Here is a 15,748-nt window from a genome sequence, read left to right as displayed (position 1 = left end):
CGTATCCTAAAGTGATGACGGCAATGAACGTCGCGCTGATGTACCCGTTTGACTTTCCTGCGGACCTTGTTCGCAAAAAAGATTTACACACAGCAACCCTTCAGCCACGCCTGCCTAAAGGCGAAGCGGTAGAAAAATTTACCGCAGAGGTGATCCCCATGGCGTATTATGGAATGATTACGCCCTGGTAAAAATGGAGCAACCTCGAGATCACATGTCCGAACCGACTCGCTATACCCTGCCCGTGAAATCTGGCGATCAACGCCAGCTCGGCCAGCTGACTGGCGCTGCGCACGCGGTTGAGTGTGCCAGCATTACCGAGCGTCATGCTGGTCCGGTGTTAATGATTACACCCGATACGCAAACCGCCCTGCGACTGCTGGACGAGATTCGTCAGTTTACCGATTTGCCTGTCACGCATCTCGCAGACTGGGAGACGCTGCCTTATGACAGTTTCTCACCGCATCAGGACATTATTTCGGCCCGTCTTTCCACCCTGTATCAACTGCCTACCTTGCAGCGCGGCATGCTGATTATGCCGGTCAACACGCTGATGCAGCGCGTTTGCCCGCACAGCTTCCTGCACGGCCATGCGCTGGTGATGCAGCAGGGTCAGAAACTGTCACGCGATCGCCTGCGCGATCAGCTTGAACAGGCGGGCTACCGCCATGTGGACCAGGTGATGGAGCACGGGGAATACGCGACCCGCGGCGCCCTGCTCGACCTGTTCCCGATGGGCAGCGAGCAACCTTACCGTATTGATTTTTTTGATGACGAGATCGACAGCCTGCGCCTGTTTGACGTCGACAGCCAGCGCACGCTGGAAGCCGTTCCCGCCATCAATCTGCTGCCGGCACACGAGTTTCCCAGCGATAAAGCCGCTATAGAGCTCTTCCGCAGCCGCTGGCGTGAAATTTTTGATGTTCGCCGTGAAGCCGAGCATGTTTATCAGCAGGTGAGCAAAGGCACCCTGCCCGCCGGTATTGAATACTGGCAACCCTTGTTCTTTGAACAGCCGTTACCCTCGCTGTTCAGCTATCTGCCTGATAATACGCTGATTGTTAACTGCGGCGATCTGGAAGGCGGCGCAGACCGATTCTGGAATGATGCCAACGCGCGTTACGAAAATCGCCGTGTTGACCCGATGCGTCCGCTGCTTGAGCCCGCCACGCTGTGGCTGAGGCCGGATGCGTTGATGAGCGAGCTGAAAGCCTGGCCGCGCATCCGTATGACCCATGACGTTTTGCCTGCCAAAGCGGCCAACACCAACCTGGGTTATGAATCTCTGCCGGACTTATCGGTTCAGGCCCAGGCGAAAGCCCCGCTGGATAACCTGCGTCAGTTTCTGGAGCAGTTCAGCGGCGGCGTCGTGTTCTCCGTGGAGAGCGAAGGCCGCCGTGAAAGCCTGCAAGAGCTGCTGGCGCGCATCAAAATTCGCCCTAAGGCCATTCATCATCTGCGCGAAGTCAGCGCCGGAGAGCATGCGCTGATGATCGGCGCCAGCGAGCGTGGCTTTGTGGATACGCAAGGCCATCGTGCGCTGATCTGTGAAAGCGATCTGCTGGGCGAGCGCATCAGCCGTCGCCGCCAGGATACGCGCCGTACCATTAATCCGGACATTCTCATCCGCAACCTGGCGGAATTGCATCCGGGGCAGCCGGTCGTGCATCTTGAACATGGTGTGGGCCGCTATATCGGCCTGACCACGCTTGAAGCCGGCGGCATCCAGGCCGAGTATCTGATGCTCTCTTATGCCAACGATGCCAAGCTGTACGTGCCGGTTTCCTCGCTTCATCTGATCAGCCGCTATGCGGGTGGCGCCGATGAAAACGCGCCGCTGCATAAGCTGGGCAGCGATGCCTGGTCACGCGCCCGTCAGAAAGCGGCCGAGAAAGTGCGCGACGTCGCCGCCGAGCTGCTGGATATCTATGCGCAGCGCGCGGCAAAAAGCGGCTATGCCTTTAAACACGACCGCGAGCAGTATCAGCTCTTCTGCGAAAGCTTCCCGTTTGAAACCACGCCCGATCAGGCTCAGGCTATCAATGCCGTGTTAAGCGATATGTGTCAGCCGCTGGCGATGGATCGTCTGGTCTGTGGCGATGTGGGCTTCGGTAAAACAGAAGTGGCGATGCGTGCCGCCTTCCTGGCGGTGGAAAACAATAAGCAGGTGGCGGTGCTGGTGCCGACCACGCTGCTGGCACAGCAGCACTATGATAACTTCCGCGATCGTTTCGCTAACTGGCCCGTGCGCATCGAAATGCTGTCCCGCTTCCGCAGCGCCAGGGAGCAAAACCAGATACTGCAGGAAGCCAGCGAAGGCAAAATCGACATTCTGATTGGTACGCATAAGCTGTTGATGAGCGATATCAAATGGCACGATCTGGGCTTGCTGATTGTGGATGAAGAGCACCGGTTTGGCGTGCGTCATAAAGAGCGCATCAAAGCGATGCGTGCCGATGTCGATATCCTGACGCTGACCGCTACGCCGATCCCCCGCACCCTGAATATGGCCATGAGCGGAATGCGCGATCTCTCCATCATCGCCACGCCACCAGCGCGTCGACTCGCGGTAAAAACCTTTGTTCGGGAATTTGACGATCTGGTGATCCGCGAAGCGATTCTGCGCGAAATCCTGCGTGGGGGTCAGGTTTATTACCTGTACAACGATGTTGAGAACATTGAGAAAGCCGCTCAGCGCCTGACGGAACTGGTGCCAGAGGCACGTGTCGCCATCGGCCACGGGCAAATGCGCGAGCGCGACCTTGAGCGGGTGATGAATGACTTCCATCATCAGCGTTTCAACGTTCTGGTCTGCACCACCATTATTGAAACCGGCATTGATATCCCAACGGCCAATACCATTATTATTGAGCGCGCCGACCACTTCGGGCTGGCGCAGCTGCACCAGCTGCGCGGACGCGTAGGCCGATCGCACCACCAGGCTTATGCCTGGCTGCTGACGCCACACCCGAAAGCCATGACGACCGACGCGCAAAAACGCCTGGAAGCGATCGCCTCGCTGGAAGATCTGGGCGCAGGCTTTGCCCTGGCGACGCACGATCTGGAGATTCGTGGCGCGGGCGAACTGCTGGGTGAAGAACAAAGTGGTCAGATGGAAACGCTGGGCTTTTCACTCTACATGGAACTGCTGGAAAATGCGGTCGATGCCCTGAAAGCCGGTCGGGAACCTTCCCTCGAAGATCTCACCAGCAATCAAACTGAAGTCGAGTTACGTATGCCCGCCCTGCTGCCTGAGGCGTTTATTCCGGACGTGAATACGCGCCTGTCGCTGTATAAACGCATCGCCAGTGCCGAAGCAGAAGACGAGTTGCAGGAGCTGAAGGTAGAAATGATCGACCGCTTCGGTCTGCTACCCGATCCGGCCCGTAACCTGCTGGACATTGCCCTGTTGCGGATGAAGGCCAGAGCACTTGGCGTGCGTAAAATCGAAGCCAGCGATAAAGGTGGCTATTTTGATTTCGCGCCGCAAAACAGTGTGGATCCTGCCTGGCTAATCGGCCTGCTGCAAAAAGATGCGAAGCAGTGGAAGCTTGAAGGCCCGACGCGCCTGCGCTTTACCCGTGAACTGGCGGAAAGGAAGGTGCGTATGGAATGGGTGCAGTCGTTTATGGCGCAGCTCATGGAAAACCGGGTCGCCTCTTAACCCGCTCACCACCAGCATCAAGCGAAGCCGCCCCGCTCAGGGCGGCTTTTTTTATGCCTGCCTTCCGACGGCCTCGTGAGCAAACAGGCTTATCCGGAACGGCGTGCCCTGTACTTATCTGGGTAGCGGCGGAGCAAACTGCAGCGCACCTGCAATTCGGTTCCAGGCGTTGATCGCCCCAATTGCCGAGGTCAGGAAAATCATCTCCTGCGACGTAAACAGGGTACTGACCTCATCATATAGCGCATCCGGAATCGGCTGCTGTGCCATCAGCGTAAGCGCCTCCGTCCATGCCAGAGCGGCCGCTTCACGCCCGGAATAAATGCCCGCGTCGCGCCAGGTCGCGACTAAATCGATTTTCGCTGAAGCCAGCCCGGCTTTACGCGCCACATTAAGATGAAACTGAAGGCAAAATGCGCAGCCATTCAACTGCGATGCCCGGAGTTTGATCAGTTCGGTCAATGTTTTATCCAGGCCTGCGTGGTCAACCGCCTTGCCCAGCATGCCCAGCGCTGCAACGACCTCGGGCGCAGCCTGTTCAAATGTAGACCAGTCGCTTCGGTGGTGAGAATACGATGCCATAATCAATCCTGCCTGTTAATATAAGAACACGAACAACAATATAAGAGTTCTTACATTATGCGCAAGTCAGGATCGCACAATCTGTCGCTGCCCGGCCCTGGAGAAGGCATGCGCGGCACAAAAGGCCACATTGGCTATCTGCTTCGTCAGGCGCATGCCGTTCATAAGATGCGGATGGAACATGCCCTGAAAGCCACGGGCCTGACTCTGCCCCAGTTTTCCGTGCTGACGATGCTGGCAGCCTACCCTGGTGCATCGGGTGCCGAACTGGCCCGGCTCTCCTTGCTGACGCCACAAACCATGAGCGTGATTGTCAGCAACCTTGAGCGGGCAAGCCTGATCCACCGTCGCCCTCACGAGGAGCATGGTCGAATTCAGATTATTGGCCTGACGGATGAAGGACAGCAGGTTCTGACCCTGAGCAAAGCGGCCGTTAAGGCGGCCGAAGCGGGTCTGCTTGCCGATCTGTCTTCTGAGGACGAAGGCGCTGTGCGGCGATGGCTGGTGAAGGTGGCGACCTTACCGACTGACCCGGTCTGAGGGCGATGTTGTCTGGCGCGCACCGCTTTACCGCTCAGCAGAATAAGGTTTATCGCTGTGTTCGGCTCGCCCGGCGGCTTCATCGGGTCACGCAGGTTGGTAAAGCCTTCATGGTGACCCATAAAAAAAGCGCATCCGGAGATGCGCTTTCGTGTTTCATGGTGTGCTGTGTGACCGCAATGCGGCAAGCTTTGCCCTGGATCTTATGCTTTATCGCCGTTCAGGATTAACTGTCCGTTACGGTCAACCGGGATACGGGTACCGGGATCGTTTTCCATGCGGATTTTACCCTGCTGGTCGCCGATCTTATAGGTGACGTCATAACCCAGCATTTTTTCCTGCTTGTCGTACACGGTTTTACAACGCTGTTCAGAGGTGGTGTAGGTATCGCGATCCTGCATACCGCCCTGAACCTGGTTGCCCGCATAACCGCCCGCCAGCGCACCGGCTACCGTTGCGACGTCGCGTCCACGACCGCCGCCAAACTGGTGGCCGAGAACACCACCGGCTACCGCACCCAGTACTGAACCGGCGATACGGTTTTCATCCTGAACCGGACGACGGTGCGTCAGCGTCACGTTACGACACTCCTGACGCGGTTGTTTAATCGATTCTTTAATTGGGGTTGCTGACAGCACCTGTGCATATTGTGGACCGCGATCAAACACGTTAATGCTTGCTACGGCGGCTACACCCAGTGCCGCTGCCACGCCAATACCGATACCCGCTAACATTGATTTATTCACAGGAAGTTCCTCCTGAAAGTGTTACCGCGCATTCCTGCCGCTGGGAAATCCCTTACAGCTCTGGCAGAACCGACGTGCGCGACTCGCCGTTTGGTTGAGATAAGTTTTACAGATGTAAAGCTTTTGCAATATCAGACAATGGGAAGAAAAGCGTGCCTGAAGCGTTAGTGCCACGTTTTCGGAGAGTTCTGAGCGACGATGAGGGGGCCGGATACCGCGCTGACTTCAAGGCATAACAGACAAGTTAGCAATGAAATCAGCGGGTTAAAACAAAATCAGATGATGCGATTAGTGAAGCTTCAGACGGGGGCGGATGACCCGGTTGAGACTGCCCACGATCATCATTAGCCCGGTCTTAACATAACCGTGCAACGCGACCTGATGCATACGATACAGTGATATATAGACAAATCGGGCAATGCGCCCTTCTATCATCATCGATCCGCGCATCAGATTGCCCATCAGGCTTCCTACGGTGCTGAAGCGTGACAGAGAAACCAGTGAACCGTGGTCTTTATAAACATAGGCTTTGAGCGGCTTGCCCTGGTAATGCAACAGGATGTTATCCAGCGCACAGGATGCCATCTGGTGTGCGGACTGCGCGCGCGGGGGCACAAATCCACCGCCGGGTAAGGCGCAGGACGCGCAATCACCGATGGCATAGATGTCGTCATCCAGCGTGGTCTGGAGTGTCTCTTTCACCACCAGTTGGTTGATGCGATTGGTTTCCAGCCCGCCGATCGCTTTCATAAAGTCAGGCGCTTTAATCCCTGCCGCCCAGACCATTAAGTCGGCTTCAATAAACTCGCCACTTTTGGTATGCAGGCCCAGCTTGTCTGCGCTGGTCACCATCGTTTGTGTCAGAACGCGTACGCCAAGCTTGCTAAGCTCCTGATGGGCCGCAGAGGAGATACGTGGTGGTAGCGCAGGCAGAATACGTTCGCCCGCCTCCACCAGCGTGACGTTGAGTGCCTCGCTGCCCAGTGCTTTATACCCGTAGCTGTGTAGCTGCTTAACTGCATTGTGCAGTTCTGCCGACAGCTCAACACCCGTTGCACCGCCGCCGACGATAGCAATGTTCACCTTCTCCACCGCCCCTTCGCTGGCAGAGAATTTCAGGAACAGATTCAGCATTTCATTATGGAAACGACGCGCCTGCTGCGGATTGTCGAGGAAAATACAGTGATCTTTAACGCCTGGCGTGCCGAAATCGTTTGAGGTACTGCCCAGCGCCATGACCAGCGTGTCATAAGCCAGCTCGCGCTCGGGAACCAATACCTCCCCCTGCGAATTCACGACTTCAGCCAGTTGGATGACTTTTTTCTCACGGTTGATGTTCGTCAACGAGCCCAGCTGGAACTGAAAACCGTGGTTGCGGGCATGCGCCAGATAGCTGAGAGCGTCAATGCCTTCATCCATGGAGCCGGTGGCCACTTCATGCAGCAACGGCTTCCACAGATGGCTGTGGTTGCGGTCAACCAGGATAATCTCGGCTTTCTTCTTGCGACCCAGCTTATGGCCTAACTGCGTTGCCATCTCCAGCCCACCGGCGCCACCGCCGACGATGACAATTTTCTTAACAGATGTAGTCAACAAAAACCCCCTCAAATTGTGAACCAAAAGTTAATCAATGGTTAAATTAAACCTTAATAAACATAGGGTTGGCGACATAATTTCGCTATCTGGGGGCAGAATAGCATGGCGGGAAGCGATGGGCCTCAGAAAATTGATGTACATCAAATTTAGCAGACAGTTCCTGGCAACGCCGACAACACAATCGGGCACCGCATGGGCGCCCGGTTGCGTCAATCTGCCGTTTTAAAGGCGTTCAGTCGGTGAAGATGGGGGGAAAGATTGCGGAACTTGTGGCTTTCGCTTTCGTCCCAGACGATCGGGTAGTAGGGATCCAGCAGTGCGGCGCTGCGCTGGCTGTCGAGAATCTCATCGTGGCGGGATAAAAGGGTCAGGCAGCGGCCGCGGTTACGTTCGCGAAAATCGCTGACGCACTTGGTGGCAATGTCCAGGTACTCTTCAGGTCGATCTATCTTGCCTTCCATATTTTCGTACGGAAACAGGTTGGGATTGAAAATCGCCTGGCGGATCGCGCACAAGAAACCAATACGTTCTGACCAGTACCCGCCCAGCCCTACGCCGCAGATCAGCGGATGCGGATCGTCGCTCAGACTGAGCATTTTATCGGTTTCTTTGAGCAGAAACTGCATGTCATGTTTGGGATGGCGCGTGCTATAGCTGATGAGCCTGACGTCAGGATCGATAAACTGCAGTTGCAGCACTTTTTCGTGGTTGCCCGGACTGGATGAATCGAAACCGTGAAGATAAATAATCATGTTTATCCTTGAAGATCATCACACCGGGCAACCCGTGATTACCACGTCGCTTTATGCGCCAGCCAGCGTTCCTGCAGCGCGCTTAACTGCTGCGCATTCTGTTTCCAGCGGCGACTGGCCTTCAGGCTGTCCCGGCTAAAGGTTCCCCGATGGTACAACTGCACCACCGGCTCTGCCTCGATCACGGTCAAATTATCGATCACGCTTACCGCGCCCTGACGGTCGTTACAGACCAGAATCATGTCGCATCCGGCAGACAGAGACTGTTGCGCACGCTCGGCATAGCTGCCCATCACCGCCGCGCCTTCCATTGAAAGATCGTCCGAGAAAATCACGCCCTTGAAACCCAGCTCCTGGCGTAACACCGTTTTCAGCCAGTAAGGCGAACCGCTGGCGGGGAGCGGATCGGCCTCCGTATAGATCACGTGTGCGGGCATAATAGCGTCGAGCGCCTGCTCGCCGATCAGCGTGCGAAATATCGCCATATCATGCTCGCGCAGTTCGGCTTCGCTGCGGCCATCACGCGGTGTCTCTTTGTGGGAATCAGCACTAACCGCGCCGTGACCGGGGAAATGCTTACCGGTGGTTTTCATTCCGGCCTCATGCATGCCGGCAATAAAACGCCGCGCCATCGCCAGGGCAATCGCAGGGTCCTCATGGAACGCGCGATCGCCAATGGCCGCACTGATATGGCCGATATCCAGCACCGGCGCAAAGCTGATATCGATATCCAGCGCGATCATTTCGGCCGCCATCTGCCAGCCAGCCTGCTGCGCCAGCTCGCCTGCCGTTGTCATATCGTTGAGCGCGGCAAAAGACTGCATAGCGGGCAAATTCGTAAAGCCATCACGAAAACGCTGTACTCGCCCGCCCTCCTGATCCACCGCCACCACCAGGCGCGTAGGCGAGGCGGCACGAATCTGACGCACCAGCTCGGCCAGTTGAGCGGGGTCATGATAGTTGCGGGCGAAAAGGATTAATCCACCCACCAGCGGATGGCGCAGTATCTCACGCTCTTCCGCATCCAGTTCGAAACCTTCGACGTCCAGCATCAAGGGGCCGGGAAAACCTGTTGTCATAGCCTGAATCCTGTTTCTCGGCACAAAGCCGTTAAATCTGCTGCCAGCTCTGTTGAGCCAGCTGTTGTAAATGCGCATCGCCGCTCTGTTCGGCGCGCAGTTGATACCAACTGGCGACTAACAGATGCAGCCAGGGCTGCCAGCGCGAAACCTGGTGTTGCAATGATGTCAGCGGGAGCTGCATGAGCGCGGCATAGTCACGTAGCCACTGCTCTTGCTGAGTGGGATCGGATAAACAGACGGCCGCCAGCTCAAGCGCCACGTCGCCGTCTGCGGCATATTCCCAGTCAATAAGGTGCAGCCCCTGTTCAGACTGAATCAGATTAGCGGGATGCACGTCCATATGCAGCGGCGCAAGGCGTAACGGCCGCGGCTCGCCCTGTCTGGTTAGTCGTTGTAGCTGCTGCAACCAGCGGTGCTGTCGCTGCTGGCAACGCTGCCAGTACTGCCACAGCAGGGGCAAAAGGGATAAACGGTAACCGGTGAGCGGCTGCTGGTGTAGCCGTTGCAATAGCGCAAGTACCTGAGGCCGTGCAGCACGGAATCCGGCATCGCTCATCACCTCACCGTCCTGCCAGGGCAGGATAATGCCGTGCCGGTTACCCGCCAGCGGGCGCTGCACCAGGCCGCTCAGCCGCAATTTACGCAGCACGCGCCCTTCGCGCTGGCGATTAACGAAAGGTATCGCTGACTGTGGCGCCGGGCGGAGGAGAAGCCGTTCGTTTTGTGTGACGATATGACAGCTCTGCCCGGTTAATCCTGCCAGCGGTGTTACCGTTACCCGATGCCCGCCCGTTGTTGCCGTGATCAGTTGCAGAAGCGCCGCATTAATTTTGGGCGACACCGTTTCCAGACCAGATAATTTCACCCGTCTGCACCAGCATCAGCTGCATTTGTAAGGTCGGTGATTTTACATCGCCTTTGGCCGTGCTGTAGAGCACGTACTGCGCGTTGAGATTACGCGCCAGGCCAATCGCCTTGCTGCGCGAGTTCAGGCTGTCGTCTGGCGAAAGGCCAAGTGTTTGTTTCGCCTGCGCCAGCTGTTCTGACGACACCAGAGTGAACTTACCGTTGTTATTCAACGCGTTCTGAATAGCACTGGTCGCCTTTTCACCCTGTAGTGCGCCGTTAGTGCTGTTTTTAATGCGATCGACCAGCAACACGCTTCCCGGCGTCACCGTGGCGGCACGCACCATTTGTGCGACCAAAGGTTCCACGCTGGCATCCCAGTTAATCGTCACCAGCTTAGGCGGTTGCGGAACAGGTTGAGGCTGGGGGATCGGTTGCTCTGGCTGAGGAACAGGCTGAACCGGCTCCACAGGCTGAGTCGGTTCGACCGGTGCTGGCTGCTGCTGTTTCATCACGCAGCCAGAAAGAATAAGCGCCATCATTAGCGCGCCAGTACGGTTAACACTGCGAATCACGTAACAGTCCTCAGAGATAGATATAGAGACGAACCTTGCTGGCCGTCAGATTACCCAGTTGCGACACCGCAGCGACGCTTCCGTTGGGGGGAACCGTGACAACCTGAGCCGGTTCACGCGGCGTTATTTCAAGCCCTTTGTCGTCGTACCAGTAGTAACGATAGTGCACAACCACCGGCGTTTCACGCTGATTGTAAAGTATGCTGCTGGCACGTTTCTGGCCGTCATGGTCATCCAGCGTTGGCTCGTCGGTAATAATACCCGCCGAGAGGACAGACGACTCCATGACCAGTGACTGCGATGTATTAATCATCGGTTTGTCGCTGCTGCAACCAGTAAGGCTCAGCAACGCCACGGGCAGACATATCAACCATGAACGCATAGCAAGGTTCCCTTCAGGGATCAGTGTGACAGCATCGGGCCAAGCGGCTTGCCGCCCACCAGATGCATATGGATATGATAAACTTCCTGACCGCCATGTTTATTGCAGTTAACAATCAGGCGATAGCCGTCTTCGTCAATGCCTTCTTCCCGCGCAATCTTTGCGGCGGCGGTGAACATCCGACCCAGCGCCTGCTCGTGCGCCGCCTCGACGTCATTGGCGGTTGGGATCAGGATATTGGGGATAATCAAAATATGCGTTGGCGCCTGGGGTGAAATATCGCGAAAAGCCGTTACCAGTTCGTCCTGATACACCACGTCGGCGGGGATCTCCCGACGGAGAATTTTACTGAAAATAGTTTCTTCAGCCATAAAGCAATTCCTTGAGCCTGAGGTAATACCTCAGTATGCGGGAGAAATTCGTTTTCTTTCAACCTCAGGCGACTTTTTCTTGTTATGACCGGCGGCGTTTAACGCATTTAACAGCGCCCGTATGCGAAAAACCGTCTCTCCTGTCTCTGCCCCCTTTGCACTCGTCGCCCCCTTTATGTTGCCTGCGGCCAGACCTGACACGCGCGCTTGCAGGGCTGTCCGACGGGAACCCCCGCTCCATTTGTTTCTACAGGAGACACCTGGACAAAAGTTGCAACAATTGATCAATAAACCACCAATGCTACCTGCCGAAACTATCAACAGCGTGTCGGGTTAACCTGCTTTCTGTGATGCGCGACGCCTGACAGTCAAGAAAACGATTACATCAACGATTAAACAGGATGTTGAATATGAGCATTTTACAACGTGTCAAATTGTCACATCGCCTGATTTTTCTCATCGCTTTTTTCCTTCTCGCCATGGTTGTTATCGCTGTGATCTCTCTTCACTCACTTCGGTCGCTGGCTGCGTCAGAACAGCAGCTCTACGCTTCCCGGCTGGAGCCTGTGCAGATAATGAACGTTGCCGCCCGGGAGATGGCCACGCATTTTCGCCGTTCCTATGCTTACGTCTTTCCGGTTAGCTCCGCCACGCCCGTTGAATCACGCCAAACCACCTCTAAATTTAACCAGAAGTCTCAGCAAGCTGTGCAAAATGCGATTGATTTTCTTAAGCAATCTCAGGATCCGGCGCTGGTTGCTATCACGCAGAAAGTGTTGCAGGCCTGGCCTGACTACCTGGCGTCCATGCAACGCGTCTACGCCCTTGCCAACGAAAACAATGTGGCAGGAGCGCTAAAGGAAATCGCAACGACGACAGATCGTTTACATGTCGCGGTCCGGGATCCCCTGTTAGAAGCCGTAAAGATCTACAATGCGTCCGTCAGCCAGATCATTGACGACAACGTTTCCCATATTGACCGAACCTCCTTGATGTTGATTCTGTTAATTAGCCTGACCTTTATCGCCGGCGGCGCACTGGGCACGCTGATATTTTTTTCCGTTATGAAGCAGCTGGGTGCCGAGCCTGACGTTGCCGTCAGAGTGGCGGGCCTGATCGCCGACGGTCATCTTTATGAGCACAACGCCATTAAAGCCGGGGATACCTCCAGCCTGATTTACCAGTTATCCGTGATGCGCCAGCACATCCGCGACCTGATCAGTGAGGTTCAGGAAGCGGCGGAACAGGTAGCCAAATCCTCGACGGAAATCGCCCAGGGTACCCGCGATCTGTCACAACGAACGGAATCACAGGCTTCAGCGCTGGAAGAAACCAGTGCTTCGATGGAGCAGCTGTCCTCAGCCGTACAAAGCAATGCAGACAACGCCAGGATCGCGAACGACGTGGTCAGCAACGCCTTTCAGAAGGTGGCCAGCGGCGGTCAGTCAGTGTCTGACGTTGAGCAGACGATGCGCGCCATTCAGGACAGCAGTAGCAAAATCGGCGAAATCATCAGCGTCATTGACAGCATTGCTTTTCAAACCAATATTCTGGCGCTTAACGCGGCGGTGGAAGCGGCACGTGCCGGGGATGAAGGTCGGGGGTTTGCTGTGGTCGCGGGCGAAGTCAGAAACCTGGCGCAGCGCAGCGCCGTGGCAGCCCAGGAAATTAAAACGCTGATTACAGAAAGTCATTCACGTGTCGAAACCGGCGTGACCAATGTCAGCGTGGCAGGCGAAACCATGAAGGCGGTCATTAAAGAGATTCATCGCGTCAACGACCTGGTGGCTGAGATCAGCACGGGAAGTCATGAGCAAAGCACCGGTGTGAAACAGATCGGTATTGCCGTGGCGCAAATGGATACCGACACGCAGCAGAATGCGGCGCTGGTAGAAGAAACGGCGACCGCAACGGCACAGTTGCAACGGTTATCCGATCGACTGTTGCAGACTACCTCAAAATTTTTGACTCGCGAAGCAAACTGACAGGCTAAAGCGCGATGCCCTGTCAGACTTAACTTCGGGCAAAAAAAACAGCGTTGAGCCGAGACTCAACGCTGTTTTCGCCGTGCCAGAACGGCATCAGACCTTATGACTTGTTACGGATGTAGTCATCCATATCTGTTTTCAGGTTATCGGATTTGGTGCCGAAAATCGCCTGAACGCCTGAACCGGCCACCACGACGCCACGTGCGCCCAGGTTTTTCAGTTCAGTTTGATCCACTTTGCTTACATCGGCCACGCTGACGCGCAGACGCGTGATACAGGCATCCAGGTTAGTGATGTTTTCTTTGCCACCAAATGCAGACACCAGTTTGCCCGCCATTTCACCGCCGGTCGCGGAAGAAGACTGTTCGCTTGTGCTGTCTTCACGCCCAGGGGTTTTCAGATCCAGCTTCACGATCAGGACGCGGAAAACAGTGTAGTAAACCGCGGCGTAGATCATACCGATAATCGGGAACAACCAGATTTTGCTGCTGTTACCACTCAGGACGATAAAGTCGATCAGGCCATGGGAGAAACTGGTACCGTCACGCATGCCCAGCAGGATACAGATTGGGAAAGCCAGACCGGCCAGAATGGCATGGATGACATACAGGATTGGCGCAACAAACATGAACGAGAACTCGATCGGCTCGGTAATACCGGTCAGGAACGAGGTCAACGCCGCAGAGATCATGATACCGCCCACTTTGGCACGGTTTTCAGGTTTTGCCGAATGCCAGATGGCAATCGCCGCGGCAGGCAGGCCATACATTTTGAACAGGAAGCCGCCAGAAAGTTTACCTGCGGTTGGGTCACCCGCCATGTAGCGAGGGATATCGCCGTGGAATACCTGACCTGCGGCATTGGTGTACTCACCAATCTGCATCTGGAAAGGAACGTTCCAGATGTGGTGCAGACCAAATGGCACCAGCGCACGTTCAACGACGCCGTAGATACCAAACGCCACCACCGGGTTTTGGTAGGCCGCCCACTGAGAGAAGTCCTGAATCGCTGAACCGACCGGTGGCCAGATAAACGACAGCACCAGCCCCATCGCGATAGCCGCCAGGCCCGAGATAATCGGCACAAAGCGTTTACCGGCAAAGAAGCCCAGATATTCGGGCAGCTTAATGCGATAGAAGCGGTTAAACATATACGCGGCGATGGAGCCGGCAATAATACCGCCCAGCACCCCGGTATCGGCAAGGTGTTTTGCCTCAATTTCCGCTGCTGGCAGATGCAGGACTAAAGGAGCGACCACCGCCATGGTTTTCACCATGATGCCGTAAGCCACGACCGCTGCCAGTGCGGAAACACCGTCGTTATTGGTAAAGCCGAGTGCCACGCCAATGGCAAAAATCAGCGGCATATTGGCAAAGACCGATCCACCCGCTTCCGCCATTACATGCGATACCACCGCAGGTAACCAGCTAAAGTTCGCTGAACCAACACCTAATAAAATACCGGCAATCGGAAGAACCGATACCGGCAGCATGAGCGATTTACCAACCTTTTGTAAGTTGGCAAAAGCATTTTTGAACATAGCGTGAAACTCCTGAGTATGAGTGCGTTTTTCGCGCAGTGCGCGTGGTAAAGAGGGAGGTTCTTTACCGGTTGGCGTTATCCGCCTTTTTGATTTATTACGAAGGGTAAAATAAATTACCCTTCGTTACTTTGACGGCTATCACGTTTCGTCAATCACACGCCAGCAGCCGGCCACAACGGCGGTTTTTTTGCTGATTTTTCAGCCAATAAAAGTTGACCCTGTCGAATCACAACAGGGTCAACGAACATAATCTCGTATTTATTACAACGTCTGAAATAACTCTGAATCAGGCACCAAGACGGCTCATCGGCACATGAAACAGCGTAGAAAAGTTTTTTGTGGTGGCGGCGGCCAGCGTCTCAATATCTACGCCTTTCAGCACCGCAAGATAATCGGCAACGTCACGCGTGTAAGCAGGCTGGTTCTCTTTGCCCCGGTAAGGAACAGGCGCCAGATAAGGGGAGTCGGTTTCGACCAGAATGCGATCCAGCGGGACGTAGCGCGCCGCGTCACGAATCTGTTCTGCATTGCGGAAGGTGACGATGCCCGAGAATGAGATATAGAACCCCATATCCAGCAGTTTTGCTGCCGTCGCCTGATCTTCTGTAAAGCAGTGCAGTACGCCGCCACAGCGTTCAACCTGCTCTTCCTTGAGAATGGCCAGCGTGTTTTCACGTGCATCACGCGTATGCACGATAATCGGCTTATTCAGCGCAATTCCGCTACGGATATGTTCACGAAAAGAGTCCTGCTGCTGAGCTTTGGTTTCCTGCTGATAGTAGTAATCCAGCCCGGTCTCGCCCAGCGCGATCACCTGAGGATCGGCGGCCAGGCGGCGGAATAACTCAACATCATACGGCGCCTCCTGATTCAGCGGATGCACGCCACAGGAGAGCGCAATATTTTCACGATCGCCCACCAGCGCTTTCAGCGTACTAAAGCCGGGTAAGGTCGTGGCGATAGCCAGCATGAACCGGACGTCGCGCGCCGCCGCTTTGGCAATCACATCATCAAGATCGTGATGATTTTTCTCATAATCCAGGCCATCAAGATGGCAATGGGAATCAACAATAAACATATT

Annotated in this window: 14 protein-coding genes; 3 read left to right on the top strand and 11 right to left on the bottom strand. The window is 55.4% G+C overall.

All coding sequences use genetic code 11. From position 1 onward, the window contains the following. Nucleotides 1–214 precede the first annotated feature (214 nt). Nucleotides 215–3,664, top strand: coding sequence for a transcription-repair coupling factor (mfd, locus tag ACPXSQ_RS03830; RefSeq protein WP_019105701.1), 3,450 nt, complete (start codon nt 215–217; stop codon nt 3,662–3,664). A gap of 114 nt (nt 3,665–3,778) precedes the next feature. Here the strand turns inward: mfd and ACPXSQ_RS03825 are convergent, their stop codons facing one another. After that, the gene (locus ACPXSQ_RS03825) at nt 3,779–4,246 is read right to left on the bottom strand and encodes a carboxymuconolactone decarboxylase family protein (protein ID WP_029568640.1); all 468 of its coding nucleotides are present in this window, start codon (nt 4,244–4,246) and stop codon (nt 3,779–3,781) included. A gap of 108 nt (nt 4,247–4,354) precedes the next feature. On the opposite strand from ACPXSQ_RS03825, the gene ACPXSQ_RS03820 reads away from it, so the two are divergent. Further along, the gene (locus ACPXSQ_RS03820) at nt 4,355–4,786 is read left to right on the top strand and encodes a MarR family winged helix-turn-helix transcriptional regulator (protein WP_426142836.1); all 432 of its coding nucleotides are present in this window, start codon (nt 4,355–4,357) and stop codon (nt 4,784–4,786) included. 203 nt (nt 4,787–4,989) lie between these two features. Here ACPXSQ_RS03820 and ACPXSQ_RS03815 read toward each other — a convergent pair whose 3' ends face one another. From ACPXSQ_RS03815 to hinT, 8 genes are all read right to left on the bottom strand, one after another. Next, nucleotides 4,990–5,532: a glycine zipper 2TM domain-containing protein gene (locus ACPXSQ_RS03815; RefSeq protein ID WP_013025383.1), complete on the bottom strand. Its 543-nt coding sequence runs from the start codon at nt 5,530–5,532 to the stop codon at nt 4,990–4,992. Nucleotides 5,533–5,820: 288 nt separating this feature from the next. Beyond that, nucleotides 5,821–7,125, bottom strand: coding sequence for an NAD(P)/FAD-dependent oxidoreductase (locus ACPXSQ_RS03810; protein WP_210458880.1), 1,305 nt, complete (start codon nt 7,123–7,125; stop codon nt 5,821–5,823). 212 nt (nt 7,126–7,337) lie between these two features. Next, on the bottom strand, nt 7,338–7,880 hold the full coding sequence (gene ycfP, locus ACPXSQ_RS03805; protein WP_014606124.1) for an alpha/beta hydrolase YcfP: 543 nt from the start codon (nt 7,878–7,880) through the stop codon (nt 7,338–7,340). 38 nt (nt 7,881–7,918) lie between these two features. Further along, entirely contained in the window at nt 7,919–8,959 is a 1,041-nt protein-coding gene (nagZ, locus tag ACPXSQ_RS03800) for a beta-N-acetylhexosaminidase (RefSeq protein ID WP_014593437.1), read from the bottom strand. A 31-nt stretch (nt 8,960–8,990) separates the two neighbouring features. After that, nucleotides 8,991–9,827 carry a thiamine kinase gene (gene thiK / locus ACPXSQ_RS03795; protein ID WP_275233607.1) on the bottom strand — a complete coding sequence of 279 codons (837 nt, stop codon included), beginning with the start codon at nt 9,825–9,827 and terminating at the stop codon, nt 8,991–8,993. Continuing rightward, on the bottom strand, nt 9,787–10,383 hold the full coding sequence (lpoB, locus tag ACPXSQ_RS03790) for a penicillin-binding protein activator LpoB (protein WP_013025378.1): 597 nt from the start codon (nt 10,381–10,383) through the stop codon (nt 9,787–9,789). The genes thiK and lpoB overlap by 41 nt, the downstream gene beginning before the upstream one ends. A 10-nt stretch (nt 10,384–10,393) precedes the next feature. After that, a complete protein-coding gene (locus ACPXSQ_RS03785) occupies nt 10,394–10,765 on the bottom strand; it encodes a YcfL family protein (RefSeq protein WP_013025377.1) in 372 nt (123 codons plus the stop codon). 20 nt (nt 10,766–10,785) lie between these two features. Next, entirely contained in the window at nt 10,786–11,136 is a 351-nt protein-coding gene (gene hinT, locus ACPXSQ_RS03780; protein WP_013025376.1) for a purine nucleoside phosphoramidase, read from the bottom strand. 410 nt (nt 11,137–11,546) lie between these two features. Here hinT and ACPXSQ_RS03775 point away from each other — a divergent pair, with 410 nt between their 5' ends. Next, on the top strand, nt 11,547–13,121 hold the full coding sequence (locus ACPXSQ_RS03775) for a methyl-accepting chemotaxis protein (RefSeq protein ID WP_019105705.1): 1,575 nt from the start codon (nt 11,547–11,549) through the stop codon (nt 13,119–13,121). Nucleotides 13,122–13,224: 103 nt separating this feature from the next. Here ACPXSQ_RS03775 and ptsG read toward each other — a convergent pair whose 3' ends face one another. After that, nucleotides 13,225–14,664: a PTS glucose transporter subunit IIBC gene (ptsG, locus tag ACPXSQ_RS03770; RefSeq protein ID WP_015700554.1), complete on the bottom strand. Its 1,440-nt coding sequence runs from the start codon at nt 14,662–14,664 to the stop codon at nt 13,225–13,227. 289 nt (nt 14,665–14,953) lie between these two features. Continuing rightward, on the bottom strand, nt 14,954–15,745 hold the full coding sequence (locus ACPXSQ_RS03765) for a metal-dependent hydrolase (protein ID WP_426143767.1): 792 nt from the start codon (nt 15,743–15,745) through the stop codon (nt 14,954–14,956). Between the last annotated feature and the right edge of the window lie 3 nt (nt 15,746–15,748).

Origin of the sequence: Pantoea sp. EEL5 (assembly GCF_049892805.1) — a bacterium.
In the GTDB taxonomy this organism is placed as follows: domain Bacteria; phylum Pseudomonadota; class Gammaproteobacteria; order Enterobacterales; family Enterobacteriaceae; genus Pantoea; species Pantoea ananatis.
This window is presented reverse-complemented; position numbering and strand designations above follow the sequence as displayed.

Bases quoted from the DNA above. Each gene is read 5' to 3' on its own strand.
- hinT (WP_013025376.1), bottom strand. From the start codon at position 11,136: ATGGCTGAAGAAACTATTTTCAGTAAAATTCTCCGTCGGGAGATCCCC.
- mfd (WP_019105701.1), top strand. From the start codon at position 215: ATGTCCGAACCGACTCGCTATACCCTGCCCGTGAAATCTGGCGATCAA.
- ACPXSQ_RS03825 (WP_029568640.1), bottom strand. From the start codon at position 4,246: ATGGCATCGTATTCTCACCACCGAAGCGACTGGTCTACATTTGAACAG.
- ACPXSQ_RS03820 (WP_426142836.1), top strand. From the start codon at position 4,355: ATGCGCGGCACAAAAGGCCACATTGGCTATCTGCTTCGTCAGGCGCAT.
- nagZ (WP_014593437.1), bottom strand. From the start codon at position 8,959: ATGACAACAGGTTTTCCCGGCCCCTTGATGCTGGACGTCGAAGGTTTC.
- ptsG (WP_015700554.1), bottom strand. From the start codon at position 14,664: ATGTTCAAAAATGCTTTTGCCAACTTACAAAAGGTTGGTAAATCGCTC.
- ACPXSQ_RS03775 (WP_019105705.1), top strand. From the start codon at position 11,547: ATGAGCATTTTACAACGTGTCAAATTGTCACATCGCCTGATTTTTCTC.
- ACPXSQ_RS03765 (WP_426143767.1), bottom strand. From the start codon at position 15,745: ATGTTTATTGTTGATTCCCATTGCCATCTTGATGGCCTGGATTATGAG.
- ycfP (WP_014606124.1), bottom strand. From the start codon at position 7,880: ATGATTATTTATCTTCACGGTTTCGATTCATCCAGTCCGGGCAACCAC.
- ACPXSQ_RS03785 (WP_013025377.1), bottom strand. From the start codon at position 10,765: ATGCGTTCATGGTTGATATGTCTGCCCGTGGCGTTGCTGAGCCTTACT.